Origin of the sequence: Streptomyces sp. NPDC079020 (genome assembly GCF_044542225.1) — a bacterium.
Lineage (GTDB): Bacteria > Actinomycetota > Actinomycetes > Streptomycetales > Streptomycetaceae > Streptomyces.
Genome location: NZ_JBITUB010000007.1, coordinates 124,907 through 151,417, shown reverse-complemented (window position 1 = coordinate 151,417; position 26,511 = coordinate 124,907). Strand labels below are relative to the sequence as shown.

At 71.5% G+C, this 26,511-nt stretch carries 23 protein-coding genes and 1 pseudogene; 17 read left to right on the top strand and 7 right to left on the bottom strand.

Going from position 1 to position 26,511, the window contains the following annotated elements; genetic code table 11:
- Positions 1 to 29: 29 nt before the first annotated feature.
- A complete protein-coding gene (locus tag ACIGJO_RS16785; RefSeq protein ID WP_399958490.1) occupies positions 30 to 2,480 on the bottom strand; it encodes a Tex family protein in 2,451 nt (816 codons plus the stop codon).
- Between the two features lie 172 nt (positions 2,481 to 2,652).
- Positions 2,653 to 3,516 (bottom strand): hypothetical protein, encoded by an 864-nt coding sequence (locus ACIGJO_RS16780; protein WP_399958487.1) that lies wholly within the window; start codon positions 3,514 to 3,516, stop codon positions 2,653 to 2,655.
- Between the two features lie 181 nt (positions 3,517 to 3,697).
- Here ACIGJO_RS16780 and ACIGJO_RS16775 point away from each other — a divergent pair.
- Positions 3,698 to 3,940 (top strand): annotated as a pseudogene (locus tag ACIGJO_RS16775) (DJ-1/PfpI family protein); the annotation flags it as partial.
- Here ACIGJO_RS16775 and ACIGJO_RS16770 read toward each other — a convergent pair.
- Positions 3,927 to 4,754 carry an enoyl-CoA hydratase/isomerase family protein gene (locus tag ACIGJO_RS16770; RefSeq protein ID WP_399958484.1) on the bottom strand — a complete coding sequence of 276 codons (828 nt, stop codon included), beginning with the start codon at positions 4,752 to 4,754 and terminating at the stop codon, positions 3,927 to 3,929. The pseudogene ACIGJO_RS16775 and the gene ACIGJO_RS16770 sit on opposite strands and share 14 nt — an antisense overlap.
- An 80-nt stretch (positions 4,755 to 4,834) precedes the next feature.
- On the opposite strand from ACIGJO_RS16770, the gene ACIGJO_RS16765 reads away from it, so the two are divergent.
- Together ACIGJO_RS16765 and ACIGJO_RS16760 are read left to right on the top strand one after the other, a co-directional pair.
- On the top strand, positions 4,835 to 5,455 hold the full coding sequence (locus ACIGJO_RS16765; RefSeq protein WP_399958482.1) for an HdeD family acid-resistance protein: 621 nt from the start codon (positions 4,835 to 4,837) through the stop codon (positions 5,453 to 5,455).
- 147 nt (positions 5,456 to 5,602) lie between these two features.
- A complete protein-coding gene (locus tag ACIGJO_RS16760) occupies positions 5,603 to 6,058 on the top strand; it encodes an ATP-binding protein (protein WP_399958479.1) in 456 nt (151 codons plus the stop codon).
- Between the two features lie 21 nt (positions 6,059 to 6,079).
- Here the strand turns inward: ACIGJO_RS16760 and idi are convergent, their stop codons facing one another.
- The 4 genes from idi to galE form a co-directional block, all read right to left on the bottom strand.
- The gene (idi, locus tag ACIGJO_RS16755; protein ID WP_399958476.1) at positions 6,080 to 6,673 is read right to left on the bottom strand and encodes an isopentenyl-diphosphate Delta-isomerase; all 594 of its coding nucleotides are present in this window, start codon (positions 6,671 to 6,673) and stop codon (positions 6,080 to 6,082) included.
- Between the two features lie 146 nt (positions 6,674 to 6,819).
- A complete protein-coding gene (locus tag ACIGJO_RS16750; protein WP_399958473.1) occupies positions 6,820 to 8,097 on the bottom strand; it encodes a GNAT family N-acetyltransferase in 1,278 nt (425 codons plus the stop codon).
- A gap of 229 nt (positions 8,098 to 8,326) precedes the next feature.
- Positions 8,327 to 9,268: a cation diffusion facilitator family transporter gene (locus ACIGJO_RS16745; RefSeq protein WP_399958470.1), complete on the bottom strand. Its 942-nt coding sequence runs from the start codon at positions 9,266 to 9,268 to the stop codon at positions 8,327 to 8,329.
- Positions 9,269 to 9,435: 167 nt separating this feature from the next.
- Positions 9,436 to 10,437, bottom strand: a complete 1,002-nt coding sequence (gene galE / locus ACIGJO_RS16740; RefSeq protein ID WP_399958467.1) for a UDP-glucose 4-epimerase GalE — start codon at positions 10,435 to 10,437, stop codon at positions 9,436 to 9,438.
- Positions 10,438 to 10,722: 285 nt separating this feature from the next.
- On the opposite strand from galE, the gene ACIGJO_RS16735 reads away from it, so the two are divergent.
- The 14 genes from ACIGJO_RS16735 (at position 10,723) to hpnH (ending at position 26,405) form a co-directional block, all read left to right on the top strand.
- Complete coding sequence (locus ACIGJO_RS16735) at positions 10,723 to 12,486, top strand: DUF5941 domain-containing protein (RefSeq protein WP_399958994.1); 1,764 nt, start codon at positions 10,723 to 10,725, stop codon at positions 12,484 to 12,486.
- Positions 12,483 to 13,220 (top strand): phosphocholine cytidylyltransferase family protein, encoded by a 738-nt coding sequence (locus tag ACIGJO_RS16730; RefSeq protein ID WP_266925844.1) that lies wholly within the window; start codon positions 12,483 to 12,485, stop codon positions 13,218 to 13,220. Before ACIGJO_RS16735 ends, ACIGJO_RS16730 begins: the two co-directional genes overlap by 4 nt.
- Positions 13,208 to 14,269, top strand: a complete 1,062-nt coding sequence (locus tag ACIGJO_RS16725; protein WP_399958463.1) for an iron-containing alcohol dehydrogenase family protein — start codon at positions 13,208 to 13,210, stop codon at positions 14,267 to 14,269. The genes ACIGJO_RS16730 and ACIGJO_RS16725 overlap by 13 nt, the downstream gene beginning before the upstream one ends.
- Positions 14,247 to 15,026, top strand: coding sequence for a CDP-alcohol phosphatidyltransferase family protein (locus ACIGJO_RS16720; RefSeq protein WP_399958460.1), 780 nt, complete (start codon positions 14,247 to 14,249; stop codon positions 15,024 to 15,026). The genes ACIGJO_RS16725 and ACIGJO_RS16720 overlap by 23 nt, the downstream gene beginning before the upstream one ends.
- A gap of 8 nt (positions 15,027 to 15,034) precedes the next feature.
- The gene (locus ACIGJO_RS16715; protein ID WP_399958457.1) at positions 15,035 to 15,907 is read left to right on the top strand and encodes a glycosyltransferase family 2 protein; all 873 of its coding nucleotides are present in this window, start codon (positions 15,035 to 15,037) and stop codon (positions 15,905 to 15,907) included.
- Positions 15,908 to 16,009: 102 nt separating this feature from the next.
- A complete protein-coding gene (locus tag ACIGJO_RS16710) occupies positions 16,010 to 16,939 on the top strand; it encodes an ABC transporter permease (protein WP_329946136.1) in 930 nt (309 codons plus the stop codon).
- The gene (locus tag ACIGJO_RS16705; RefSeq protein ID WP_329946135.1) at positions 16,932 to 17,720 is read left to right on the top strand and encodes an ABC transporter ATP-binding protein; all 789 of its coding nucleotides are present in this window, start codon (positions 16,932 to 16,934) and stop codon (positions 17,718 to 17,720) included. The genes ACIGJO_RS16710 and ACIGJO_RS16705 overlap by 8 nt, the downstream gene beginning before the upstream one ends.
- A 431-nt stretch (positions 17,721 to 18,151) precedes the next feature.
- Positions 18,152 to 19,072: a squalene synthase HpnC gene (gene hpnC, locus ACIGJO_RS16700; RefSeq protein WP_399958453.1), complete on the top strand. Its 921-nt coding sequence runs from the start codon at positions 18,152 to 18,154 to the stop codon at positions 19,070 to 19,072.
- On the top strand, positions 19,069 to 20,022 hold the full coding sequence (gene hpnD, locus ACIGJO_RS16695; RefSeq protein WP_399958450.1) for a presqualene diphosphate synthase HpnD: 954 nt from the start codon (positions 19,069 to 19,071) through the stop codon (positions 20,020 to 20,022). Before hpnC ends, hpnD begins: the two co-directional genes overlap by 4 nt.
- 115 nt (positions 20,023 to 20,137) lie before the next feature.
- Entirely contained in the window at positions 20,138 to 21,523 is a 1,386-nt protein-coding gene (hpnE, locus tag ACIGJO_RS16690) for a hydroxysqualene dehydroxylase HpnE (RefSeq protein WP_399958448.1), read from the top strand.
- Complete coding sequence (locus tag ACIGJO_RS16685; RefSeq protein WP_399958445.1) at positions 21,520 to 22,623, top strand: polyprenyl synthetase family protein; 1,104 nt, start codon at positions 21,520 to 21,522, stop codon at positions 22,621 to 22,623. Before hpnE ends, ACIGJO_RS16685 begins: the two co-directional genes overlap by 4 nt.
- 103 nt (positions 22,624 to 22,726) lie before the next feature.
- Positions 22,727 to 24,727 (top strand): squalene--hopene cyclase, encoded by a 2,001-nt coding sequence (gene shc / locus ACIGJO_RS16680; protein ID WP_399958443.1) that lies wholly within the window; start codon positions 22,727 to 22,729, stop codon positions 24,725 to 24,727.
- Positions 24,727 to 25,380 carry a 1-hydroxy-2-methyl-2-butenyl 4-diphosphate reductase gene (locus tag ACIGJO_RS16675; RefSeq protein WP_399958440.1) on the top strand — a complete coding sequence of 218 codons (654 nt, stop codon included), beginning with the start codon at positions 24,727 to 24,729 and terminating at the stop codon, positions 25,378 to 25,380. The genes shc and ACIGJO_RS16675 overlap by 1 nt, the downstream gene beginning before the upstream one ends.
- A gap of 5 nt (positions 25,381 to 25,385) precedes the next feature.
- Positions 25,386 to 26,405 (top strand): adenosyl-hopene transferase HpnH, encoded by a 1,020-nt coding sequence (hpnH, locus tag ACIGJO_RS16670; RefSeq protein WP_399958438.1) that lies wholly within the window; start codon positions 25,386 to 25,388, stop codon positions 26,403 to 26,405.
- Positions 26,406 to 26,511: the final 106 nt, after the last annotated feature.

Here is a 26,511-nt window from a genome sequence, read left to right as displayed (position 1 = left end):
GGGGGCAGCGCCCCCGCACCCGCCCGGACTCAGCGCTTCCGGCCGCCGTCCCGCTGCGGATCCGTCAGCCCGGCCCGGCGCAAGGCGTCCGCCATCGCGCTGTTGGCCGGAGCCGGGGCGCCCGGCCCGCCGCGGGAGGCGCCGCCGCCACGGGCCGCACCGCCGCCGTCGCCGCCGCGCCGCTCCCGGCCGCCCTGGCCCCGCTGACCGCGGTCCGCCCGGCCCTCGCCCTGACCCTGTCGCTGCTTCGGCGGACGGCTGCCCCGGCCACCGCCCTGCCCGGCACCGCCCGGCGCGCCCGGCTCGTCGTCCAGCCGCAGCGTCAATGAGATCCGCTTGCGCGGAATGTCGACGTCCATGACCTTGACCTTCACGATGTCCCCGGGCTTCACGACATCCCGCGGATCCTTCACGAACGTCTTCGACAGCGCCGAGACATGCACCAGACCGTCCTGGTGGACGCCGATGTCGACGAACGCCCCGAACGCGGCGACATTCGTGACGACCCCCTCCAGCACCATCCCCTGGGCCAGGTCGCCGAGCTTTTCGACGCCCTCCTTGAACGTGGCGGTCCGGAAGGCCGGACGCGGGTCGCGGCCCGGCTTCTCCAGTTCCTTCAGGATGTCCGTCACGGTCGGCAGCCCGAAGGTGTCGTCCACGAAGTCGGCCGCCCGCAGCGACCTCAGCGCGCCCGCGTTCCCGATCAGGGAGGCGACCTCGCTGCCCGTCGTCTTCACCATCCGCCGCACCACGGGGTACGCCTCGGGGTGCACGCTCGACCCGTCCAGCGGGTCGTCGCCGTCACGGATGCGCAGGAAGCCCGCGCACTGCTCGTACGCCTTCGGACCGAGCCGCGCCACGTCCTTGAGCGCCTTGCGGGACCGGAAGGGGCCGTTGCCGTCGCGGTGGGCGACGATGTTCTCGGCGAGCCCGGAGCTGATCCCGGAGACCCGCGAAAGCAGCGGCGCCGAGGCGGTGTTGACGTCGACACCGACACCGTTCACACAGTCCTCGACCACCGCGTCCAGCGAGCGCGACAGCTTCACCTCGGACAGGTCGTGCTGGTACTGGCCGACCCCGATCGACTTGGGATCGATCTTCACCAGTTCGGCCAGCGGGTCCTGGAGCCGCCGTGCGATCGACACGGCACCGCGCAGCGACACATCCATGTCGGGCAGTTCCTGCGAGGCGAACGCCGACGCCGAGTACACGGAGGCGCCCGCCTCCGACACCATCACCTTGGTGAGCTTCAACTCGGGGTGCTTGTCGATGAGTTCACCGGCCAGCTTGTCCGTCTCGCGGGACGCCGTGCCATTGCCGATCGCGATCAGATCGACGTGGTGCGCCTTCGCCAGCTGCTCCAGCTTCGCCAGCGACTGGTCCCACCTGTTCGCCGGGACGTGCGGGTGGATCACATCGGTGGCCACCACCTTGCCGGTCGCGTCGACGACGGCAACCTTGACGCCCGTACGGAATCCGGGGTCGAGTCCGAGGGTGGCGCGCGTCCCGGCCGGCGCGGCGAGCAGCAGATCACGCAGGTTCGACGCGAAGACGCGTACCGCCTCGTCCTCCGCGGCCGTACGCAGCCGCAGCCGCACATCGATGCCGAGGTGCACCAGAATCCGGGTCCGCCACGCCCAGCGCACCGTGTCGCCGAGCCACTTGTCGCCGGGACGGCCGCGGTCGGCGACACCGAAGCGGCGGGCGACCATGTTCTCGTAGGCGGAGGGGCCCGGCCGGTCCGCCTCCTCGGGCGCCTCGGGCTCCAGGACCAGGTCGAGCATCTCCTCCTTCTCGCCCCGCAGCATCGCGAGCACCCGGTGCGAGGGCAGCGCGGTGAACGGCTCCGCGAAGTCGAAGTAGTCCGCGAACTTCGCGCCCGCCTCCTCCTTGCCCTCCCGGACCTTCGCCGCGAGCCGTCCGCGCGACCACATGCGCTCACGCAGCTCACCGGTCAGATCGGCGTCCTCGGAGAAGCGCTCGGTGAGGATGGCACGGGCGCCCTCCAGCGCCGCCGCCCCGTCCGCGACGCCCTTGTCCGCGTCGACGAACGCGGCGGCCGCCGCGAGCGGATCCACCGACGGGTCGCCCAGCAGCCCGTCCGCCAGCGGTTCGAGCCCCGCCTCCCGGGCGATCTGCGCCTTCGTGCGCCGCTTCGGCTTGAACGGCAGATAGATGTCCTCAAGACGCGCCTTGGTGTCGGCAGCCCGGATCCGCGCCTCCAGCGCCTCGTCGAGCTTGCCCTGTTCACGTACGGAATCGAGGATCGACGAACGCCGCTCCTCCAGCTCCCGCAGATACCGCAGCCGCTCCTCCAACGTGCGCAGCTGCGCATCGTCGAGCATTTCGGTCGCTTCCTTGCGGTAGCGCGCGATGAACGGCACGGTCGATCCGCCGTCGAGCAGCTCGACGGCCGCCTTCACCTGACGCTCACGTACGCCGAGCTCCTCGGCGATCCTGCCTTCGATGGACGTCGTCACGGTTTTCCCGACTCGCCTTCTCGTACTGGCTGTGCTGGCCGTGCAAAGAGCCTGCCGCTCCTACCGCCGCACGCTCTTGCGGGGGTGGTCCCCTTCGCCTGCATTGTGCCGGGTGGCCGGGGGCCGTGTCGCGCGCCCTCCGCGAACACGGCCGGACACCACCGGGACGCGGTCAGCCCCTGCCGATCAGATCGCCGGGGAACGCGCCCGCCGAGGCCGCCGCGAACAGGAAGCCGCGCCCCAGCTCCGTGAGCCGCTCCACACCGGCCGCGCCCAGGTGCTCGTACGGTGCGCGGTCCATCTCGTCGGTGGCCTCCTCCAGCTCCGCCCGCAGCGTCGTGCCGGACTGCGTCAACTCGCCCTCGCCGTCCAGCAGGCCGCGATCCCGCAGCCGCCCGGCCGCGGCCTCCCAGTCTTCACGGCCCCAGCCCCGGGTGGCCAGGATCCAGCCCGGAGCCATTCCCTTGCCCGTGGCGGTGTGGCTGACCATGGCTTCGAGCGGGTCGAGACCGGCGGCGAGCAGGGCGGCGAGATGAGCGTCACCGCGGTGCTCGCGCAGCAGCGTCGCGGCATGCCAGTACGCCAGGTGCGGCTGCTCGGGCACCGGCAGATCCGCGTGGGCGGCGTACAGCGGCCGGGCGTGTCGGGTGCAGGCCTCGGTGGCGCGCAGCGCGAGTCCGGCCGCCTCGGCCAGCTCGGCGGAGGCGAGGGTCTCCTCCCCGAGCAGCCTGCGCAGGGTCGAGTCGGCCGCGCGCAGCCGCGCGCCGAGGACCGCCCCGGGAGCGGCGACGGACCAGACGGCCGGCACATGGCGGGCCACCAGCTCGTGGTTGAAGTTGTAGAAGGCCGCGGTGACCGTGCCCGCTCCCACCGCGCCCAGCGCGGCGCTCCGGGCGGCGAGGTAGGCGGCGTGCGCGTCGTCGATACCGAGCTCCCCGAGCTCCTTGCCGAGGTCGGGGGAGAAGTAGACGGTGGAGTGGAACGGGTTGAGGGCGTTGTGGCAGCGACGTCCGGCGCGGGGCGGGAGTGTAGTCATGCCCGCACGTTACCGACTGGTCGGTACGCTCCGTAACCCCCGGTGCCGCCCGAATGCGGGGGACCGCCGCCGTGGCAGGAAAGGTGGGGTACTCGTCGTTGCGGCCGCCGGGGCCCACCGCCCAGGATGACACCCATGAAGCAGCGATCCGTGCTCGTCGTCCTCTTCGACGGCGTCCAGAGCGGAGCCGACCGGCGAGCGTGTCGTCCTCGACGGCAAGTACGTCACCGCCGCGGGGGTTTCGTCCGGCATCGACATGGGCCTCACCCTGCTCGGCCGGATCGCGGGGGACGAGCACGCCCAGGCCGTGCAACTGCTCACCGAGTACGACCCGCAGCCGCCGTACGACGCCGGATCGCCCGGCAAGGCGCCCGCCGCGCTCGTCGCGGAGTTCCGCGGCAAAAGCCGCTTCACTCTGCGGTAGCCGGGCTCCCGGCGTCCGCGGCGGCCCCGGCCGTCCAGGTGAAGCGGGGCGCGCGGCGTTCCAGGAAGGCGGCGACCCCCTCCGCGGTGTCGCCGCTGCCGCGCGCCTGCTCCGTCCAGTACGCGTCCCGGTCCTCGCGTCCCGCCGCGAACTCCTTCGCCGCCGCCTGCGTCAGCAGGGAGCGGGACGCCAGGATCCGGGTGTACTCCGCGACGCGCCCGTCCAGCCCGCCGGCCGGCAGCACCTCGTCGGCCAGCCCGGTGCGCAGGGCCCGCCGGGCGTCGATCAGCTCGCCGGAGAACAGCAGGTGTTTCGCTGCCGACGGGCCGGTCAGCGCGACCAGCCGCCGCGTCGACGACGCGGGGTAGACGATCCCGAGCTTGGCCGGAGTGATCCCGAACGACGCGCCCTCCTCGGCGAACCTCAGGTCGCAGGCGGCCGCGAGCTGGCTGCCGCCGCCCACGCAGTACCCGCGCACGGCGGCCAGCGTCGGCAGCGGGAAGGCGGCCAGCGCCTCTTCGGCCGCCACGGCCAGGGCCTGCGGATCATCGGCCGGATCGCGGAGCGAGGAGATGTCCGCGCCGGCGCAGAAGGTGTCGCCGGCCCCGGTGAGCACCAGGACCCGCACGGCGGGATCGGCCGTCAGCCGCTCCAGGAGGCCCGGCAGCGCCCGCCACATGGCGGCCGTCATCGCGTTGCGTTTCGCGGGGTTGCTGATGACGACGGTGGCGATGCCGCCGTCGACACCGTGCTCCAGCCGCGCATCGGGAAGGTCTCCGCCGGCTCCGTGCTCCACAGGGTCCCTACGCTTCATGCGCCGGATGCTATCCATACCGTTCGAACCTATGATCAAGAAGGGGTCATGATCCGGGCGTGCACCGCAGGGAGCTGTCGATGGCCGATCCCAGAGTCGAAGGCAGGAAGCTCAGCCGCAGTTTCGGCGGGCTGGCGCTCCTCGGGGGACTGCTCGTCGTCGCGGGGCTCGTCGGTCTCGTCTACACGGGCGTCGCCACCCTGACCTCGATGCTGCTCTTCGGCTGGCTGCTGCTGGTCGGCGGGCTGGTCGGGCTGCTGCACGCGGTCCAGTCCCGCGGTACCAACTACTTCTGGCTGGCCGTCGTGGTCGCCGCTCTGAACATCGCGGCCGGGGTCGTCGTGATCCGCCACCCGCACGGCACCGCCGAGGCACTGACCATGTTCGCCGCGCTGCTCTTCCTGACCGGCGGGTTGTTCCGGCTGGTCGGCAGCGTCGTGGTGCGCGGTCCGCAGTTCGGCTGGACGCTGCTCCAGGGGGCCTTCGGGCTGCTGCTGGGTGTGCTGGTCCTGGTCGACTGGCCGCACAGCAGCCTGTACGTCCTGGGCTGTTTCTTCTCGCTCGCCCTGCTGTTCGACGGGCTCGGTCTGATCGCCATCGGGGTGGGCGGCCGACGCATCGTGGGGCTGATGTCGGACCGGCTCGCGCCGGAGGAGGACCGCGGCGATCCGGGCCTGACACCGGAAGAAGGGCAGAAGTAGTCTCCCGACCGGCATCACCGAACCCGCTCGATCGAATAGCGCCGATAGGTGCCCATTTCCGGTCAGTTGCACGGGCCGGAGCGAGTGGTTCCCAACACTCTTTACTCGACGGTCAGTGATGTGCGAGTCGAGAGCGGGTGCCGGTCCATGGAGAGCCGCGGGAGTTTCCCGGCCCATCCCGCGTCGTACGAAGGGGTGTGGCGTTTCACCGCCCCCGCCGTCGACGTATCCGTGCCGCGTGCGCGGCACGCCGTGCGTGATCTCCTGGACCGGCAGGGTGTGCCGGTCCAGGACGACATCCTCCAGGGGCTGTTGCTCATCGTCTCGGAACTCGTCACCAACGTGGTCAAGCACGCCGCCCTGCTCTCGCCCGAACTGGCGGTCGAGGTGGCGATCGACGCCGAGTGGGTCAGGGTGTCGGTGGAGGACAGCCATCCCTACCGCCCGACCGCGCTGGAGACCGACCACGCCCGGACGGGAGGCCGCGGGCTGCTGCTCGTCGGGGAGATCACCGCGGAGGCGGGCGGGCGCTGCGACGTGGAGCACACCGCGGGCGGAGGGAAGGTCATCTGGGCGGCGCTGCCGTTGAAGACGCAGCTCTGACCGCCCCCACCGCCCGTGAGGTCACCAGCCCGCGGCCGGGCCCGTCAGCTCCCTGATCGCGGGCCGCGCGGCGTCGAGCACCGTCATGAACCAGGCAGAGAACGGCGCCCGGGCGTGCCGCTCGGCCAGCTCGCCGGCGGTCACGAAGGCCGTCTCGCCGACCTCCTCCGGATCCGGCTCCGGCTGCTCCTGCGCCATCCCCACGAAGAGGTGGTTGAACTCCTGCTCCACCAGGCCCGACGCCGGGTCGGGGTGGTTGTAGCGGACGGTGCCCGCCTCGGCGAGCAGCGAGGGCGAGATGCCCAGCTCCTCGTAGGTGCGCCGGGCCGCCGCGGCGAACGGCGCTTCGCCCGGGTACGGATGGCCGCAGCAGGTGTTCGACCAGACACCGGGGGAGTGGTACTTGCCGAGCGCGCGGCGCTGGAGGAGCAGCCGCCCCCGCTCGTCGAAGAGGAACACGGAGAACGCGCGGTGCAGCTGACCGGGAGCCTGGTGGGCGGCGAGCTTCTCCGCGGTGCCGATGGTGTTGCCGTTCTCGTCGACCAGTTCGAGCATGATCGCTTCTGCTGTTCCGTTCGACGAGCTGTGCGTCGCGGTGGCTGGTGTGGTCGGCATACCCATCCTTCGCTTTGGTTCCCGGCCTCGTGCGCCGGACCCCTGGAGTCCGGTCAAGTCTGCCGCACAAAAGGCGCCGGTCCGTACTGCGGGTCCCGTATGTCCGCCCCGCCCCGCCGTCCGGGCGTGGCGGGGCGGACACCGTGTCAGACGCCGAAGGCCGCCGGATACCGGATCGTGCCGGTGGGCACGGACGCCGAATCGTCCAGGACCAGGGCCATCATCGCCTCGTCGGGCACCTCGAAGCCGGGCCTGATTCCGTAACGCGACGCCGGCAGGAAACCGAACCGCGGGTAGTACTCGGGATGGCCCAGCACCAGGACGAGCGCCTCACCCCGCACCCGGGCCGCGTCGAGCACCGCCCGTACCGCGGCCCCGCCCGCGCCCCGGCGCTGGTGCCCGGGAGCGGCCGCGACCGGTGCCAGCGCGAGCGCCGGGGCGTCGCCGACCCGGCACCGGGTCAGCAGGGCGTGCGCGGCGAGGGAACCGTCCGGGCCCTCCACGACGTACGACAGCCCCGGCAGCCAGGCCCCGGCGTCGGCCCGCAGGGCGTCCACCAGATCGGCCTCGGCCCGGGTGCCGAACGCCGCCGTGTTCAGCGCGTGCACCGCCTCGCGGTCCGCCGCCGTCTCGGGGCGGGCCCGCCAGCGCGGATCGGCGGGGCGCAGCACATAGGCGGCGTAGCCGTACTCCGCGCCGTGCTCGCGCCGCATGTCCAGCTCCTCACGCGTGGCCGCGAGCGCCCACGCCATGCCGGGAGCCGAGGGACCGGCGGCGGCCACCCGCTCGGCGAGCGGGACGTAGTACTCGTCCCAGTCGCTCTCGGGCTGGACGAGGACGGCCAGGACATGGCAGCCCGCGGCGACGGCCGCCGCCGCGGTCTCCGTGACGGTGCGCGGCGCACCGTGCCGCGCCCAGAAGTCACGCGCCGGCGCCGTCGGGGCGCCGGTGGTCCAGACGCATTCGGAGACCACCAGGGAGCCGCCCGGGGCGAGCAGCCGCTGCCAGTCGCGTACGGCGGTGTCGAAACCGATGCAGTACGCCGAGCCCTCGGACCAGACCAGGTCGAACGACCCGGCCGGGAACCGGGGGCCGGTGAGGCCGCCCATGTCGGCCTTGACGGTATGGACGCGGTCGCCGAGACCGCGGGCCTCGGCGGACGCGCGCAGCTCGTCGAGGAAGGGCTGGTGCAGATCCACCGCGGTCACCTCGGCGCCCGCCTCGGCGGCGAGCAGCAGGGCGGCACGGCCGGGGCCGCATCCCAGGTCGAGAACGCGCGGGCGGCTGGGCAGAGGTCCGGCGAGATCGAGCAGCCGACGCGTCGTGGCGTCGGAGCCGGGGCTCTGCCGGGGAAGGCCGTGGTGCAGGGTGAAGAACGCCTCGGTACGTGATTCGTCGCGCGAGGTGTCTGAGGTGTCGGTCAACGGAGGAACCCTTGGTGTGAGGGCTCCGGCCGACGCGGCGACGCGGAAAGCGCCGTGGGTCAGCCGGGAACCCGGGAGACGAGGAGGGGCCGGTCGCTGCGCCGGGCAGCGGTCGTCGTGACAGTCATCAACCTCAGCTCCTTTCGGGAAGGGTCTCGCACCATGATGAGACTCGAACGTCTCAGCGAAGAAATCCTAGCATCGCCGCGCGCACCGCACCCCGGCGTGCTCAGTGGCAGAGCTTCGCCTCGTGCTCCGCATGACCGCTCGGCTCCAGCTGGAAGGTGCAGTGCTCCACGTCGAAGTGGTCCCCGAGGCAGCCCTGCAGCTCGTGCAGCAGCTTCTCGTGGCCGATCGAGTCCAGCATCTCCTGGTGCACCACCACATGGGCGGAGAGCACCGGCATCCCCGAAGTGATCGTCCAGGCGTGCAGGTCATGGACGCCCAGCACCCCGGGCAGCGCCGTGATGTGGGCCCGTACCTCGCCCATGTCCACGCCCTTGGGGGCCGACTCCAGCAGGACGTTCAGGGTCTCGCGCAGCAGTTTGACCGTACGGGGAACGATCATCAGGCCGATCACCAGCGAGGCGATCGGGTCGGCCGCCTGCCAGCCGGTGGCCATGATGATGCCGGCGGACACCAGCACCGTGACCGAGCCGAGGGTGTCGGCCAGGACCTCCAGATAGGCGCCCCGCACATTGAGGCTCTCCTGCTGTCCGCGCATCAGCAGGGACAGGGACACCAAGTTGGCCACCAGGCCGACCGCGGCGAAGGCGATCGCCAGGCCGCCCTTGGTCTCGGCCGGGGTGATGAACCGGTCGACCGCCTCGAAGACCAGGAAGCCGCCGACGCCCAGCAGCAGCAGACAGTTGGCCAGCGCCGCCAGGATCTCGGCGCGGGCGTAGCCGAAGGTGCGGTTGAGGCCGGCCGGCTTGTTGGCGAAGTGGATGGCGAGCAGTGCCATGCCGAGGCCCAGGGCGTCGGTCGCCATATGGGCCGCGTCGGCGATCAGGGCGAGCGAGTCGGAGAGTAGCCCGCCGACGATCTCCATGACCATCACGCTCAGGGTGATCCCCAGGGCGATCCGCAGCCGGCCCCGGTACGCGGCTGCCGCCGTGCCCGTCGGCGGGGGTCCGCCGTGTGTGTGCCCGTGATCGTGGCCAGCCCCCATGAAAAACGCCTCCAGGTCCGTGAAACGGCTCGGACGCCAACCGCCCGACGAGGCCAGTGAACTACGGGTGGGGGGTATCCGGCAACACGGGACTGAACACCGTTGTCATCTGCTCTGACCTGCGCAAACGCTTCCCAGGTCAGAGCCGTGACGTGATCGTTCAGGGCCTATTCGGCGCGGGCCTCGGGGTGCCGCAGGCACCATCCTTCCCAGGCCGACTCGACCATCTCGCGGACCCCCCGGCGTGCGGTCCAGCCCGTCTCCGCGGTCATCCGGGAGGCCGAGGCCACGGCCCGCGCGGCATCGCCGGGCCGGCGCGGCTCGACCACCGGCTCCACCCGGTGACCGGTCACCTCGGCGATCTCGTCGGCCAGCTCCCGCACCGAGACGCCCTCGCCCCGGCCGATGTTCAGGGTCAGATCGCCGCCGTCGTGCTGCCCGCCGCCCGCGTGCTGCCCGCCCAGGCGCTGCGCGATGGCGAGGTGGGCCTCCGCCAGGTCCGCGACATGGATGTAGTCACGGACGCAGGTGCCGTCCGGGGTCGGATAGTCGTCACCGAAGATCCGGGGTGCCTCGCCGCGCGTCAGCCGGTCGAAGATCATCGGGATGACGTTGAACACCCCGGTGTCCGAGAGTTCCGGCGCCGCCGCCCCCGCCACGTTGAAGTACCGCAGGCAGGCGGTCGACACCGAGTGGGCCCGCCCCGTCGCCCGGACCAGCCACTCCCCGGCGAGTTTGGTCTCCCCGTACGGGTTGATGGGGAGGCAGGGGGTCTCCTCGGTGATCAGGTCCACATCCGGTACGCCGTAGACCGCGGCCGAGGAGGAGAAGAGGAAGCGCCGCACACCGGCCGCGACCACGGCCTCCAGCAGGACGGTCAGCCCGGCGACGTTCTCCCGGTAGTAGAGCAGCGGCTTCTCGACGGACTCGCCGACCTGCTTCTGCGCCGCGAGGTGCACCACACCGGTCACCGCGTGCTCCGTGAACACCCGGTCCAGCAGTGCCCGGTCCGAGAAGGAGCCGCGCACCAGGGGGATCTCCGCGGGCAGCCGCCCCGCGATGCCCGTCGAGACGTCGTCGAGGGCGACGACCCGTTCCCCCGCCGAGGCCATGGCCTTCGCCACATGTGCCCCGATATACCCCGCTCCGCCTGTGATCAGCCATGTCATGACCGCCAGCCTATGCGCTGGTCCACGCGCGGTTTGTGGGGTGAGGTGCTGATCGACAATGATGATCGCGAACGGCGCCGCACAGCGCGGGTCCGCCCCGAACGGAGCACAAACGGGCGGTGAACTCGGCCTTCCGTTCATCCGATAGCCTCAGCCGACGCGCCGCCGGCCCGCATCCGGGCCGCACTGCCGCGCGTCGTCCACGCCAGCGCCAAGGAGTGAGTTCGTCTGTCGACCGCCATCCTCACCGGTGCGCCGGTACCCGGATCGCCGCTCGCGGACGATCTGCGGTCACTGGGCTTCGAGGTACAAACCGCCACCGACGCCACGGACGCCGCCCGGCTGCTCGCGGCAGTCCCTCCCAGCCGCCGCGTCGCGCTCGTCGACCCCCGGTTCGTGGGGCATGCGCACGCCCTGCGGCTCGGACTGACCGATCCCCGCTTCCCCGCCGCCACCGTCCCCGGCGCGCTCACCGCGCAGCCCGAGGCCCGCGCCGCGCTCGTCCGGGCCCTGCACCGCACCGTCGCGGCGGGCGGCGCGGGCGGCCCCGAGGAGCCGCCGGCCGCCGAGGACCGCAGCGTGCCCGGCCGCCTCGCCGTCGCGCTCGACGCCGAGGGCGTCGCCGTGCAGCGGCCCGAACTCGGCTCGCTCACCGCCGCCGTCCCCACCGGGGACGAGCAGCGCGCGGCCGCCGGGGCGGCCGTCGCCGCGGTGGACGACGAGGCGGTACGGCTGCGCAGTGCGGTGAAGGCCCACGACGGCTTCTTCACCACCTTCTTCATCAGCCCGTACTCCCGCTACATCGCCCGCTGGTGCGCCCGCCGCGGCCTCACCCCGAACCAGGTCACCACCGCCTCGCTGATCACCGCGCTCATCGCGGCGGGCAGCGCGGCGACCGGTACCAGGGGCGGTTATGTCGCCGCCGGTGTCCTCCTTCTCCTCTCCTTCGTCCTGGACTGCACCGACGGGCAGCTCGCCCGCTACTCGCTCCAGTACTCGACGATGGGCGCCTGGCTGGACGCCACCTTCGACCGGGCCAAGGAGTACGCGTACTACGCGGGTCTCGCGCTCGGCGCCGCCCGGGGCGGCGACGACGTCTGGGTCCTGGCGCTCGGCGCGATGGTGCTCCAGGCCTGCCGCCATGTCGTCGACTTCTCGTTCAACGAGGCCAATCACGACGCGGTCTCCAACACGAGCCCGACCGCCGCCCTGTCCGACCGGCTCGACAGTGTCGGCTGGACCGTCTGGCTGCGCCGGATGATAGTGCTGCCGATCGGTGAGCGATGGGCGATGATCGCCGTCCTCACCGCGGTCACCACCCCCCGGATCGTGTTCTGCGCCCTGCTCATCGGCTGTGCCCTGGCCGCCTGCTACACCACGGCCGGCCGGCTGCTGCGCTCGCTGACCCGCAAGGCGCACCGCACCGACCGGGCCGCCCGCGCCCTCGCGGACCTGGCCGACTCCGGCCCCCTGGCACAGGCCGTCGCCGCCGTGGGGCCCAAGCCGCGCGGCACCTTCACCGCCCCGGCGCTCGCCCTTCTCGGCGCGCTGGTGATGGTCGCCGGAGCCCTGTTCCTCCCGTTCGGCGGCTGGCTGACGGTCGCCGCCGCCGGGGTGTACGCGGCCCTCTCCGGCCTCGCCGTCGCCCGCCCGCTCAAGGGCGTACTGGACTGGCTCGTCCCGCCGGTCTTCCGGGCCGCGGAGTACTGCACGATCCTGGTCCTGGCGGCCCGCAGCGATGTGCCGCACGCCGTTCCCGCGGCCTTCGGACTGGTTTCGGCCGTCGCCTACCATCACTACGACACGGTGTACCGCATCCGCGGCGGCACCGGCGCGCCGCCCCAGTGGCTGGTGCGGACGATCGGCGGGCACGAGGGCCGGACCGTTGTGGTGGCCGTGCTCGCCGCCGTACTGACCCAGCATTCAGGTTTCACCACGGCTCTCACCGCGTTCGCGGTGACCGTGGCTCTGGTGGTGCTCGTGGAGTCCATCCGCTTCTGGGTGTCCTCCTCGGCCCCCGCCGTACACGACGAAGGAGAACTCGCATGATCGGCCTCGTACTGGCAGCCGGTGCAGGACGACGTCTGCGCCCCTACACGGACACCCTGCCCAAGGCACTGGTGCCCGTGGACGGTGAGCGGACGGTCCTCGACCTCACGCTGGCCAACTTCGCCGAGGTCGGACTCACCGAGGTCGCGATCGTGGTCGGCTACCGCAAGGAGGCGGTCTACGACCGCAAGGCCGAGCTGGAGGCGAAGTACGGCGTCACGCTCACCCTCATCGACAACGACAAGGCCGAGGAGTGGAACAACGCCTACTCCCTGTGGTGCGCCCGTGAGGTCCTGAAGCAGGGCGTCATCCTCGCCAACGGCGACACCGTGCACCCGGTCTCCGTCGAGAAGACCCTCCTGGACGCCCGCGGCAAGGGCCAGAAGATCATCCTCGCCCTCGACACGGTGAAGAGCCTCGCCGACGAGGAGATGAAGGTCATCACCGAGGGCGACAAGGGCGTGCGGCGGATCACCAAGCTGATGGACCCGGCCACCGCGACCGGCGAGTACATCGGCGTCACGCTGATCGAGCCCGAGGCCGCCGAGGAGCTCGCCGACGCGCTGCGGACCACCTTCGAGCGTGACCCCGACCTCTACTACGAGGACGGCTACCAGGAACTCGTCAACCGCGGCTTCACCGTCGACGTGGCCCCCATCGGCGAAGTGACGTGGGTCGAGATCGACAACCACGACGACCTCGCGAAGGGCCGTGAGATCGCGTGCCAGTACTGACCCGGCTCATTCCGTCCCCGGTCGTCGTCGACATCAGCCGCGGCGCCATGGACGATCTGGCGGGCCTCCTGGCCGACCAGCGGATCTCCTCCTCCGGCAAGCTCGCCATCGCGATCAGCGAAGGCTCCGGGCGTGCCCTGCGCGAGAGGCTCGCACCGGTCCTGCCGGGTGCCGACTGGTACCCGGTGTCCGACGGCACGATCGACTCGGCGGTGAAGCTCGCCGACGGCATCAAGGGCAACCGGTACGACGCCGTGGTCGGCCTCGGCGGCGGCAAGATCATCGACGTGGCCAAGTACGCCGCGGCGCGGGTCGGCCTGCCGCTGGTCGCCGTCGCGACGAACCTCTCGCACGACGGTCTCTGCTCGCCGGTGGCGACCCTGGACAACGACAACGGGCGGGGCTCCTACGGGGTGCCCACCCCGATCGCCGTGGTCATCGACCTCGACATCATCCGTGAGGCGCCCTCCCGCTACGTACGCTCCGGCATCGGCGACGCGGTCTCGAACATCTCCTGCGTCGCCGACTGGGAGCTGGCGCACGAGGTCAACGGCGAGGAGATAGACGGCCTCGCGGCCGCCATGGCGCGGCAGGCCGGCGAGGCCGTGCTGCGCCACCCGGGCGGGGTCGGCGACGACGGCTTCCTGAAGGTGCTGGCCGAAGGGCTGGTGCTGACCGGTATCTCGATGTCGGTCGCGGGGGACTCCCGGCCCGCCTCCGGCGCCTGCCACGAGATCAACCACGCCTTCGACCTGCTGTACCCCCAGCGTGCGGCGAGCCACGGCGAACAGGTCGGCCTCGGCGCGTGCTTCGCCATGCATCTGCGCGGCGCCCGTCAGGAAGCGCTGCTGATGAGCTCGGTACTGCGGCGCCACGGCCTGCCGGTCAGGCCCGAGGAGATCGGCTTCACCGCCGACGAGTTCGTGACCGCCGTCGAGTACGCCCCGCAGACGCGTCCGGGACGCTTCACGATCCTGGAACACCTCAACCTGTCCACCGACCAGATCAAGGACGCTTACGCAGACTATGCAAAAGCCATCGGTAGCTGAGCTTCGACCGGTCGTGCACCCCCCGGGTGTGAAGGACCGGCGGAGCGGCGAGCACTGGGCCGGCCGGCTCTACATGCGCGAGGTCTCCCTGCGCGTCGACCGGCATCTGGTGAACACCCGGGTCACGCCCAACCAGCTGACCTACGTGATGACGGTCGCAGGTGCCCTCGCCGCCCCGGCGCTGCTCGTACCGGGCATCACGGGCGCGGTGCTCGGCGTTCTGATGGTCCAGCTCTATCTGCTGCTCGACTGCGTGGACGGCGAGATCGCCCGCTGGAAGAAGCAGTACTCGCTCGCAGGGGTCTACCTGGACCGGGTCGCCGCCTATCTGTGCGACGCCGCGGTCCTGGCCGGCTTCGGTCTGCGCGCCGCCGACCTCTGGGGCGAGGGACGCATCGACTGGCTGTGGGCCTTCCTGGGCACCCTGGCCGCGCTCGGCGCGATCCTGATCAAGGCCGAGACCGACCTCGTCGGCGTCGCCCGCCACCAGGGCGGGATGCCGCCGGTGAAGGAGGCGGCGTCCGAGCCGCGCTCCTCCGGAATGGCGCTGGCCCGCAGGGCCGCCGCGGCCCTGAAGTTCCACCGGCTGGTCCTCGGTGTCGAGGCGTCCCTGCTGATCCTCGCCGCGGCCATCGCGGACAGCGTCCGCGACGACCTGTTCTTCTCGCGCCTGGGCGTCGCCGTCCTCGCCGGGATCGCGCTCCTGCAGACACTGCTCCACCTCGTGTCCGTGCTCGCTTCCAGCAGGCTGAAGTGAGCTCACCCATGAAACTCGGCGCGGTCATCATCACCATGGGCAACCGCCCGGACGAGCTGCGCGCCCTCCTGGATTCGGTCACCGCACAGGACGGTGACCGGATCGAGGTGGTGGTCGTCGGCAACGGGGCCCCGGTCCCGGACGTCCCCGCCGGTGTGCGCACGGTGGAGCTGCCCGAGAATCTGGGCATCCCCGGCGGCCGCAACGTCGGCATCGAGGCGTTCGGCCCGTCCGGTGCCGATGTGGACGGGCTGCTCTTCCTCGACGACGACGGACTGCTGCCGAACACCGACACCGCGGAGCTGTGCCGGCAGGCGTTCGACACGGACCCGAAGCTGGGCATCATCACCTTCCGGATCGCCGACCCGGACACCGGGATCACCCAGCGCCGGCACGTTCCCCGGCTGCGCGCCTCCGACCCGATGCGCTCCTCGCGGGTGACGACCTTCCTGGGCGGCGCCAACGTCGTACGCACCCGGGTCATCGCCGAGGTGGGAGCACTTCCGGACGAATTCTTCTACGCCCACGAGGAGACCGATCTGGCCTGGCGGGCGCTGGACGCCGGGTGGATGATCGACTATCGCGCGGACATGGTGCTCAACCACCCGACCACCGCCCCCTCCCGGCACGCGGTCTACCACCGCATGGTCGCCCGCAACCGGGTCTGGCTCGCCCGCCGGAACCTGCCCGCACCGCTGGTGCCCGTCTATGTGGGGGTCTGGCTGCTGCTGACCCTGATACGCAGGCCTTCGCGGCCCGCGCTCAGGGCATGGTTCGGCGGATTCCGGGAAGGCTGGGCGAAGCCCTGCGGGCCCAGGCGCCCCATGAAGTGGCGTACGGTGTGGCAGCTGACGAGACTGGGCCGACCTCCTGTGATCTGAGAGGCTTTCCTCTGAGAGCATGAGGCGTATTTCAACTTTCCGGGACCTGTCCGCCTGAGCCGCGCCCCTGGCTGCGCATCTTGAAGACGAGAGTTTCAACTTGTGAGTGACACAACCCACGACGGTGGGGTTGCCCTCGGCACCCTGTCGTCCGCCGACGAGGGGCTGAGCGCGGCCCAGACGGCCGCGAAGTACGGCCTGACCGTGAGCGGCGCCCGGCCTGGGCTGTTCGAATACATCCGGCAGCTCTGGGGCCGCCGCCACTTCATCCTGGCCTTCTCCAGGGCGAAGCTGACGGCGCAGTACAGCCAGGCCAAGCTCGGCCAGCTGTGGCAGGTGGCGACCCCCCTGCTGAACGCCCTGGTCTACTTCCTGATCTTCGGCCTGATCCTGGGCACCAGGAAGGGGATGAGCCAGGAGGTCTTCATCCCCTTCCTGGTGACCGGCGTCTTCGTCTTCACCTTCACCCAGAGCTCGGTGATGGCGGGGGTGCGGTCCATCTCCGGGAACCTCGGGCTCGTCCGGGCCCTGCACTTCCCCCGCGCCTCGCTGCCCATCTCCTTCTCGCTCCAGCAGCTCCAGCAGCTGCTGTACTCGATGATCGTGCTGGTGCTCGTGGCGGTGGGCTTCGGCAGCTATCCCACGCTCTCGTGGCTGCTGGTCGTTCCCGCGCTGGCCATGCAGTTCTTCTTCAACACCGGTCTGGCGCTCGTGATGGCCAGGCTCGGCAGCAAGACCCCCGACCTCGCGCAGCTGATGCCCTTCGTCATGCGGACCTGGATGTACGCCTCCGGCGTCATGTTCTCCATCCCCGTGATGCTGGCGGACAAGCCGCAGTGGATCGCGGACGTGCTCCAGTACAACCCGGCGGCCATCTACATGGACCTGGTCCGCTTCGCGCTGATCGACGGGTACGGCTCCGAGAACCTCCCGCAGCACGTCTGGGCCGTCGGCCTCGGCTGGGCGCTCCTCGCGGGCGTCGCGGGCTTCGTGTACTTCTGGAAGGCAGAGGAACGGTACGGCCGTGGCTGAGGACAACACGCAGGGACGCAACGTTCCCACCGTCATCGCCGACGACGTCCACATCGTGTACCGCGTCAACGGTGCGGGCGGCGGCAGGGGCAGCGCCACCGCCGCGCTGAGCCGCATGGTGCGCCGCGGCAAGGGCGAGTCGCGGGGGGTGCGGAAGGTCCACGCCGTACGGGGTGTCTCCTTCACCGCCTACCGGGGCGAGGCCATCGGCCTCATCGGCACCAACGGCTCGGGCAAGTCCACCCTGCTGCGCGCCATCGCGGGGCTGCTGCCGACCGAGTCCGGCAAGGTGTACACGGACGGTCAGCCCTCGCTGCTCGGTGTGAACGCGGCGCTGATGAGCGACCTGACCGGTGAGCGCAACGTGGTGCTCGGCGGTCTGGCCATGGGGATGAGCCGGGAGGAGATCCGCGAGCGCTACACGGGCATCGTGGACTTCTCCGGGATCAATGAGAAGGGTGACTTCATCACCCTGCCGATGCGGACGTACTCCTCCGGCATGGCCGCGCGCCTGCGCTTCTCCATCGCCGCCGCGAAGAACCACGACGTCCTCATGATCGACGAGGCGCTGGCCACGGGTGACCGCAAGTTCCGGATCCGTTCCGAGCAGCGGATCCGCGAACTCCGCAAGGAGGCCGGCACCGTCTTCCTGGTCAGCCACAACAACAAGTCGATCAGGGACACCTGCGACCGGGTGCTGTGGCTGGAGAAGGGCGAGCTCCTGATGGACGGCCCCACCGAGGAAGTCCTCAAGGCGTACGAGCGGGAGACCGGCAAGTAGCCCTCCGTACCCCCGTGGCCTCCGCCGGAACGCTCCGGCGGGGGCCACGGGAGTGTGCGGCGCGGTGTCCGGGGCGCCGGGAGACCCTGCGCAGTACGGCCCCGGGGACGATCTCCTCCCGTCGGATGAGGTCAATTCCCCCGGGTACGGGGAAGGTTGACGGGCGGGGTGGCGCACGTTTCACGCGCGCCACACCCCGGCGGGGCGCTGTGAGCTGTACAACGTAAGCTGTACCGGTGCCGATTCGTAGCAAGTGGGGCGATAACCCCTCGGGGCGGCACCCGCAGTGCGCCCGCGCACTCGGAAGAGCCAGCGGCGTGTCCGAAAAGGGATGTTTTGGGTCGGCAGTGTAGAACGGGAGATGTGACGGCAATGACGGAAGATCTCCAGCTCCGACGTGGTTCGGCCGTCCCCGCGCCGGGCGGTACGCAGTGACGCGGACCCAGCGGGCGCGCCCCGACGCCGCCGCCACCACGACGCTCGACAAGGCCGCCGACGAGAACTTCCCCGTCGCCCCCTTCTTCCTGCCGCGCGCCTGGCGTGACGACCTGATGGCGGTCTACGGATACGCCCGGCTCGTCGACGACATCGGCGACGGCGATCTCGACCCCGGCGGCGCCGACGCGCGCCACCTCGGCCTGGAGGCCGCGCAGAGCGACGACCGGGTCGCCATGCTCGACGCCTTCGAGGCCGATCTGCACCGGGTCTTCGCCACCACGGGCGACGGACCGCGCCACCCGCTGCTGCGCGCCCTGCGCCCCACTGTGCGGCGCCGCGCGCTCACCCCCGAGCCCTTCCGCGGTCTCATCGAGGCCAACCGGCAGGACCAGAAGATCCGCCGCTACGGGACGTACGAGGAGCTCAGCGCCTACTGCGAACTCTCGGCCAACCCCGTCGGCCGCCTGGTCCTGGCGATCACCGGCACCGCCAGCCCCGAACGCATCCGCCGCTCCGACGCGGTCTGCACCGCCCTGCAGATCGTCGAGCACCTCCAGGACGTCGCCGAGGACCTCGGCCGCGACCGGATCTATCTGCCCGCCGAGGACATGGCCCGGTTCCATGTCAGCGAGTCCGACCTGGCCGTGCCCTCCGCGGGCGCGTCCGTGCGCGCCCTGGTCGCATACGAAGCGGAACGCGCACGGGACCTGCTGAATGAAGGCGCCCCCCTGGTGGGTAGCGTTCACGGCAGGCTCAGGCTGCTCCTCGCCGGATTCGTCGCCGGGGGGCGTTCCGCCCTCACGGCGATCTCGGCCGCCGGGTTCGATGTACTGCCCGGACCGCCCAGACCCACCAAGCCCAGCCTGCTGCGCGAAGTGGGAGTCGTCTTGCGAAGAGCGCGTGGAAAGGGATGAGCCGGACCGTGGAGGGACAGGCGACGTACATGTCGGCACCGGTACAGGCCGCATACAGCTACTGCGAGGCCGTCACCGGACAGCAGGCGCGTAACTTCGCGTACGGGATCCGGCTGCTGCCCCACGAGAAGCGGCAGGCCATGTCGGCGCTGTACGCCTTCTCCCGCCGGGTCGACGACATCGGGGACGGTGAGCTGGACCCGGAGACCAAGCGCACCCGGCTGGAGGGGACCCGCGAGGTGCTCGGCCGGATCCGGGACGGCGCCGTCGACGAGGACGACACCGACCCGGTGGCCGTCGCGCTCGCCGATGCCGCCCGCCGCTTCCCGCTGCCGCTCGGGGGGCTCGACGAGCTGATCGACGGTGTGCTGATGGACGTGCGCGGCGCGACCTACGAGACCTGGGACGACCTGAGGGTCTACTGCCGCTGCGTCGCCGGTGCCATCGGGCGGCTCAGCCTGGGCGTCTTCGGTACGGAACCGGGCGCGCCCGGCGTCGAACGCGCCCCGGAGTACGCCGACACCCTCGGCCTCGCCCTGCAGCTCACCAACATCCTGCGTGACGTCCGCGAGGACGCCGGCAACGGGCGCACCTACCTGCCCGCCGACGACCTCGCCAAGTTCGGCTGCTCCGCCGGATTCCACACGGCGACCCCGCCGCCCGGCTCGGACTTCGCGGGACTGGTCCACTTCGAGGTCCGCCGGGCCCGCGCGCTGTTCGCCGAGGGCTACCGGCTGCTGCCGATGCTGGACCGCCGCAGCGGAGCGTGCGTGGCCGCCATGGCCGGGATCTACCGCCGCCTCCTCGACCGCATCGAACGCGACCCCGAGGCCGTGCTCCGCGGCCGGGTGTCGCTGCCGGGCCACGAGAAGGCCTATGTCGCGGTACGCGGGCTCTCGGGCCTCGACGCCCGGCATGTCTCGCGGCTCACGGCCAGGGGGCGAGCCTGATGGGCCGCACCCGGCCCGGCCGCCGGTCAACCCTCCGGTGGCCCGGCGCGTCCCTGACTGCGACGATCCGGATGGCGGCGCCCCTGGTGGCGGCCGTCCCACGAGAGGGGGAGGCATGAGCGACGAGAGCCCGCGCTCCCGTGCGGTGGTCGTCGGCGGCGGTCTCGCCGGCGTCACGGCGGCCCTCCGTCTGGCCGACGACGGACTTGACGTGACCCTGCTCGAAGGGCGGCCCCGGCTCGGCGGCCTCGCCTTCTCCTTCCAGCGCGGCGACCTGACCGTCGACAACGGCCAGCACGTCTATCTGCGCTGCTGCACCGGCTACCGCTGGTTCCTGGACCGGATCGGCGGCGCCCGCCTGGCCCCGCTCCAGGACCGCCTCGACGTGCCCGTGCTCGACGTCGGCCGGGCCGCCGGTCCCCGACTGGGACGGCTGCGCCGCAACAACCTCCCCGTACCGCTGCATCTGGCCGCCGGACTCGCGGCCTACCCGCACCTCTCGCTGGCCGAGAAGGCGAGCGTCGGCCGGGCCGCCCTCGCGCTCAAGCGCCTCGACCCCGCCGACCCCGCGCTCGACGGGATCGACTTCGCCACCTGGCTGCGCCGGCACGGCCAGTCGGAGCGGACCATCGAAGCCCTCTGGGACCTGGTCGGCGTCGCCACCCTCAATGCGACCGCGCCGAACGCCTCCATGGCGCTCGCCGCGATGGTCTTCAAGACCGGCCTGCTCTCCGAACCGGGCGCCGCCGACATCGGCTGGGCCACCGTGCCGCTCGGTGAGCTGCACGACACCCTCGCCCGCAAGGCGCTCGACGCGGCGGGCGTGCGGACCGAGCTGCGCGCCAGAGTGGGCTCCCTGAGCCGCGGTGAGGACGGCGGCTGGACCGTCGGCACGGGCGGCGGACGGATCGCGGCGGACACCGTCGTCCTGGCCGTGCCGCAGACCGAGACACACGGCCTGCTGCCCGAGGGCGCCCTGGACGAGCCCGGCCTGCTGCTCGACATCGACACCGCGCCGATTCTGAACGTGCACGTCATCTATGACCGCAAGGTGCTGCGCAGACCGTTCTTCGCCGCGATCGGCTCCCCGGTCCAGTGGGTCTTCGACCGCACCGAATCCTCCGGCCTGACCGGCGGCGGACAGTATCTGGCGGTCTCCCAGTCCGCGGTCCAGGACGAGATCGACCTGCCCGTCGCCGAACTGCGCGCGCGCTACCTCCCCGAGCTGGAACGGCTCCTGCCGGCCGCCCGGGGCGCCGGTATCCGCGACTTCTTCGTCACCCGGGAACGCACCGCGACCTTCGCGCCCGCCCCGGGCGTCGGCCGGCTGCGCCCCGGCCCCCGTACCCGTGCGCCCGGCCTCCACCTGGCGGGCGCGTGGACCGCCACCGGCTGGCCCGCGACGATGGAGGGCGCCGTGCGCAGTGGCTTCAGCGCCGCCGACGCCGCGCTCGCCGACCTCGGCCGCACCCATGGACATCCGCTGCAGGAGGCGGCATGAGCAGTACCACCGGAACAAGAGGAGAGTCAGTGACCCCGGCGAATCCGGCTTTCGACACCGTGGCGGACACCGCGGACGTTCCCGCGCTTCTGGAGCGCGGGCGGGCCCTGTCAGCGCCGGTGCTGCGGGCTGCCGTGGACCGGCTCGCGCCGCCCATGGACACCGTCGCGGCCTATCACTTCGGCTGGATCGATGCCCAGGGCCGGCCCGCCGACGGCGACGGCGGCAAGGCCGTGCGCCCCGCGCTCGCCCTGCTGTCCGCGGAAGCCGCGGGCGCGCCGGCCGAGGCCGGTATCCCCGGCGCGGTGGCCGTCGAACTCGTGCACAACTTCTCGCTGCTGCACGACGACCTGATGGACGGCGACGAGCAGCGCCGCCACCGCGACACCGTCTGGAAGGTGCACGGACCCGCGCAGGCGATCCTGGTCGGCGACGCGCTCTTCGCGCTCGCCAACGAGGTCCTGCTGGAGCTCGGCACCGTCGAGGCGGGCCGGGCGGCCCGCAGGCTGACCACCGCCACCCGCAAGCTGATCGACGGCCAGGCCCAGGACATCTCCTACGAGCACCGCGAGCGGGTCACCGTCGAGGAGTGCCTGGAGATGGAGGGCAACAAGACCGGCGCCCTGCTCGCCTGCGCCGTCTCCATCGGCGCGGTGCTCGGCGGCGCGGACGACCGCACCGCGGACATCCTGGAGGCATACGGCTACCACCTCGGCCTCGCCTTCCAGGCCGTCGACGACCTGCTCGGGATCTGGGGAGACCCGGAGGCCACCGGCAAGCAGACCTGGAGCGATCTGCGCCAGCGCAAGAAGTCCCTGCCGGTCGTCGCCGCGCTCGCGGCGGGCGGCCCGGCCTCCGAGCGCCTGGGCGAACTGCTCGCCGCCGACGCCAAGAGCAGCGACTTCGACAGCTTCTCCGAAGAGGAGTTCGCCGCCCGCGCGGCACTCATCGAGGAGGCGGGCGGCCGTGAGTGGACCGCCCAGGAGGCCCGCCGTCAGCATGCGGTCGCCATCGAGGCGCTGCAGGGTGTCGACATGCCGCAGCACGTACGGGCGCAGCTCATCGCGCTCGCCGACTTCGTCGTCGTACGAAAGAGATGATCACCATTCGCATATGACTCGCAGTCGCCGGCCGGTGCCCGTACGGGCACCGGCCGACGGAGACCCCAGCACAGCAGAGACCACACTGCACGAAGGGGAAGCCATGACAGCGACGACCGACGGAAGCACCGGAGCCGCGAACCCTCGCGCAGCCTCGGCAGGCGATCCGACCGAATCAACCATCGCCGCGGACGACGTGCTCGCCGCCGCGCGGCGGGCCGCGGAACGCTCGGTGGAGCACCTCCTCGGCAGGCAGGACCAGCAGGGCTGGTGGAAGGGCGACCTCGCCACCAATGTGACCATGGACGCCGAGGATCTGCTGCTCCGTCAGTTCCTCGGGATCCAGGACCCGGCGACGGTGCGGGCGGCAGCCCGGTTCATCCGGGGCGAACAGCTCGGTGACGGCACCTGGGCGACGTTCCACGGCGGGCCCGGTGACCTCGCCGCCACCATCGAGGCCTATGTGGCGCTGAGGCTGGCGGGGGACCGGCCGGAAGAGCCGCACATGACGCGTGCGGCCGGGTGGGTCAGGGAACAGGGCGGGATCGCGGCCGCCCGGGTCTTCACCAGGATCTGGCTGGCCCTCTTCGGCTGGTGGCGGTGGGAGGACCTGCCGGAACTGCCGCCCGAGCTGATGTTCTTCCCCAAGTGGCTGCCGCTCAACATCTATGACTTCGGCTGCTGGGCCCGGCAGACCATCGTTCCGCTGACCATCGTCTCGGCGAAGCGGCCGGTACGGCCCGCCCCGTTCACCCTGGACGAGCTGCACACCGATCCGGCGGTCCCCAATCCGCCCAGGAGCCTTGCTCCGGTGGCCAGTTGGGACGGACTCTTCCAGCGGCTCGACAAGGCGATGCACCTGTACCACCGGGCCGCCCCCCGTCGGCTGCGGCGCATCGCGATGAACGCGGCGGCCCGCTGGATCATCGAGCGTCAGGAGAGCGACGGCTGCTGGGGCGGCATCCAGCCGCCCGCGGTCTACTCCGTCATCGCCCTCCACCTGCTCGGCTACGACCTCGACCATCCGGTGATGCGCGCCGGGCTGGCCTCGCTGGACCGTTTCGCCGTGTGGCGCGAGGACGGTGCCCGCATGGTCGAGGCCTGTCAGTCGCCCGTCTGGGACACCTGCCTGGCCACCATCGCGCTCGCCGACGCCGGGCTCCGCCCCGACCATCCGGCGCTGGTGAGGGCCGCCGACTGGATGCTCGGCGAGGAGATCGGACGGCCGGGGGACTGGTCGGTGCGCAAGCCCCGACTCGCCCCGGGCGGCTGGGCGTTCGAGTTCCACAACGACAACTACCCGGACATCGACGACACCGCCGAAGTCGTCCTGGCGCTGCGCCGCGTCGACCACCCCGACCCCGCCCGGCTCGAAGCCGCGATCGAACGCGGAGTGCGCTGGAACCTCGGGATGCAGTCCCGCAACGGAGCCTGGGGCGCCTTCGACGCCGACAACACCAGCCCGTTCCCCAACCGCCTGCCGTTCTGCGACTTCGGGGAGGTCATCGACCCGCCCTCGGCGGATGTCACCGGCCATGTCGTGGAGATGCTCGCCGTCGAGGGCCGGGCCCGCCACCCCCGTACCCGGCGGGGAATCGAGTGGCTGCTCGCCGAACAGGAGGCGTGCGGCGCCTGGTTCGGCCGCTGGGGCGTCAACTACGTATACGGCACAGGGTCGGTGGTGCCCGCGCTGATCGCCGCCGGTATCCCGGCCGGCCACCCGTCGGTCCGCCGGGCCGTGAGCTGGCTGAAGTCCGTCCAGAACGACGACGGCGGCTGGGGGGAGGACCTGCGCTCCTACCAGGAGGAGAAGTGGATCGGGCACGGCGAGTCGACCGCCTCCCAGACCGCCTGGGCGCTGCTGGCACTCCTCGCCGCGGAAGAGCGCGACAGCCGCTCCGCCGCCCGCGGCGTCACCTGGCTGGCCGAAACCCAGCAGGCAGACGGCTCCTGGGACGAGCCGCACTTCACCGGGACCGGATTCCCCTGGGACTTCTCGATCAATTACCACCTCTACCGCCAGGTCTTCCCGCTCACCGCGCTGGGCCGCTTCGTGCACGGCGATCCGTTCGCCGGCCGTGCGGCCACCGGCGGGGAGGCCTGATGGGCGACGTACCGGGGCCGCCCGCCCCCGCCGCGCCACTGCTGATCGCCTGCGCCCTCGGCATCGAACAGTTCGCCCTGCGCAGCGGCCGGGGCGGCGGAGCCCCGGCCGGGCTGAGCGTCGTACGGACCGGGATGGGCCCCAGGGCCGCCGAGACGGCCATGGGGCGGGTGCTGGGCAGGGCCGGGGCGCGGGACGCCGCGGTGATCGCCTCCGGCTTCTGTGCCGGCCTGGCCCCCGGAATGCACCCCGGGGATCTGGTGGTCGCCGAGGAGACCCGGGACACGGACGGCTCCACCGCCTGCGCCGGGACGGGCCTGCTCGTCGACGCGCTCGCCAGGACGGTGCCCGGACGCACCGTCCACACCGGCCCGCTGACCGGCTCCGACCATGTCGTGCGCGGGCCCGAACGGGCCGGACTGAGGGCCACCGGCGCCATCGCGGTGGACATGGAGTCCGCCGCCACACTGCGCACCGCCCTGCGCCACGGCCCACGCCCGGTTGCGGCCGTACGGGTGGTCGTGGACGCTCCAGAGCATGAGCTCGTCCGCATCGGCACGGTCCGCGGTGGAATATCAGCCTTCCGCGTTCTTCGTGCCGTCCTTCCGGCTTTCTATGAATGGCACCGATCTTTGCTGCTCCCCAGGAGGTGAGCTAGATGGCCATGCCGCTCCGTCAGTCCATCAAGGTTGCGACGTACCTCTTTGAACAGAAGCTCCGAAAGCGCGAGAAGTTCCCGCTCATCGTCGAGCTGGAGCCCTTGTTCGCGTGCAATCTGGCCTGCGAGGGATGCGGAAAGATCCAGCATCCGGCCGGGGTCCTGAAACAGCGTATGCCGGTCGCGCAGGCCGTCGGCGCGGTGCTCGAATCGGGTGCCCCCATGGTGTCCATCGCGGGCGGTGAACCGCTGATGCACCCGCAGATCGACGAGATCGTGCGGCAGCTCGTCGCGAAGAAGAAATATGTCTTCCTGTGCACCAACGCGATGCTCATGCGCAAGAAGCTCGACAAATTCACGCCGTCGCCGTACTTCGCGTTCGCCGTGCACATCGACGGACTGCGCGAGCGGCACGACGAATCGGTTGCCAAGGAAGGCGTCTTCGACGAGGCGGTGGAGGCGATGAAGGAGGCGAAGAAGCGCGGCTTCCGCGTCACTACGAACTCCACCTTCTTCAACACCGACACCCCGCAGACCATCATCGAGGTCCTCAACTTCCTCAATGACGATCTGAAGGTCGACGAGATGATGATCTCGCCCGCCTACGCCTACGAGAAGGCGCCCGACCAGGAGCACTTCCTCGGCGTCGAGCAGACCCGCGAACTGTTCAAGAAGGCCTTCGCGGGCGGCAACCGGGGGCGCTGGCGCCTGAACCACTCGCCCCTCTTTCTGGATTTCCTGGAAGGCAAGGCGGACTTCCCCTGCACCGCGTGGGCGATCCCGAACTACTCGCTCTTCGGCTGGCAGCGCCCGTGCTACCTGATGAGCGACGGCTACGTCCCGACGTACCGCCAGCTCATCGAGGAGACCGACTGGGAGAAGTACGGCCGGGGCAAGGACCCGCGCTGCGCCAACTGCATGGCGCACTGCGGGTACGAGCCCACGGCGGTGCTCGCCACCATGGGCTCGCTGAAGGAATCACTGCGCGCCGCGCGGGAGACGGTCACCGGCAACAGGTGACGAACCGAGCGCCGGAGAACCGGTTCTGCCGGTTCTCCGCCCGCCACCGGCCCCGGCCGCCCGTGCTGTGCCGCTCCGTCATGGCACTCCGGGCCGGGCCGGTGGC

What these genes read in the sequence shown, in the direction of transcription:
- ACIGJO_RS16760 (WP_399958479.1), top strand. Translation starts at nt 5,603, where the DNA reads ATGGAGAGCCGCGGGAGTTTCCCGGCCCATCCCGCGTCGTACGAAGGG.
- ACIGJO_RS16720 (WP_399958460.1), top strand. Translation starts at nt 14,247, where the DNA reads ATGCAAAAGCCATCGGTAGCTGAGCTTCGACCGGTCGTGCACCCCCCG.
- ACIGJO_RS16770 (WP_399958484.1), bottom strand. Translation starts at nt 4,754, where the DNA reads ATGAAGCGTAGGGACCCTGTGGAGCACGGAGCCGGCGGAGACCTTCCC.
- ACIGJO_RS16780 (WP_399958487.1), bottom strand. Translation starts at nt 3,516, where the DNA reads ATGACTACACTCCCGCCCCGCGCCGGACGTCGCTGCCACAACGCCCTC.
- ACIGJO_RS16765 (WP_399958482.1), top strand. Translation starts at nt 4,835, where the DNA reads ATGGCCGATCCCAGAGTCGAAGGCAGGAAGCTCAGCCGCAGTTTCGGC.
- hpnH (WP_399958438.1), top strand. Translation starts at nt 25,386, where the DNA reads ATGGCCATGCCGCTCCGTCAGTCCATCAAGGTTGCGACGTACCTCTTT.
- ACIGJO_RS16685 (WP_399958445.1), top strand. Translation starts at nt 21,520, where the DNA reads ATGAGCAGTACCACCGGAACAAGAGGAGAGTCAGTGACCCCGGCGAAT.
- shc (WP_399958443.1), top strand. Translation starts at nt 22,727, where the DNA reads ATGACAGCGACGACCGACGGAAGCACCGGAGCCGCGAACCCTCGCGCA.
- ACIGJO_RS16675 (WP_399958440.1), top strand. Translation starts at nt 24,727, where the DNA reads ATGGGCGACGTACCGGGGCCGCCCGCCCCCGCCGCGCCACTGCTGATC.
- ACIGJO_RS16730 (WP_266925844.1), top strand. Translation starts at nt 12,483, where the DNA reads ATGATCGGCCTCGTACTGGCAGCCGGTGCAGGACGACGTCTGCGCCCC.
- hpnD (WP_399958450.1), top strand. Translation starts at nt 19,069, where the DNA reads ATGAGCCGGACCGTGGAGGGACAGGCGACGTACATGTCGGCACCGGTA.
- hpnE (WP_399958448.1), top strand. Translation starts at nt 20,138, where the DNA reads ATGAGCGACGAGAGCCCGCGCTCCCGTGCGGTGGTCGTCGGCGGCGGT.
- galE (WP_399958467.1), bottom strand. Translation starts at nt 10,437, where the DNA reads ATGACATGGCTGATCACAGGCGGAGCGGGGTATATCGGGGCACATGTG.
- ACIGJO_RS16715 (WP_399958457.1), top strand. Translation starts at nt 15,035, where the DNA reads ATGAAACTCGGCGCGGTCATCATCACCATGGGCAACCGCCCGGACGAG.
- ACIGJO_RS16745 (WP_399958470.1), bottom strand. Translation starts at nt 9,268, where the DNA reads ATGGGGGCTGGCCACGATCACGGGCACACACACGGCGGACCCCCGCCG.
- idi (WP_399958476.1), bottom strand. Translation starts at nt 6,673, where the DNA reads ATGCCGACCACACCAGCCACCGCGACGCACAGCTCGTCGAACGGAACA.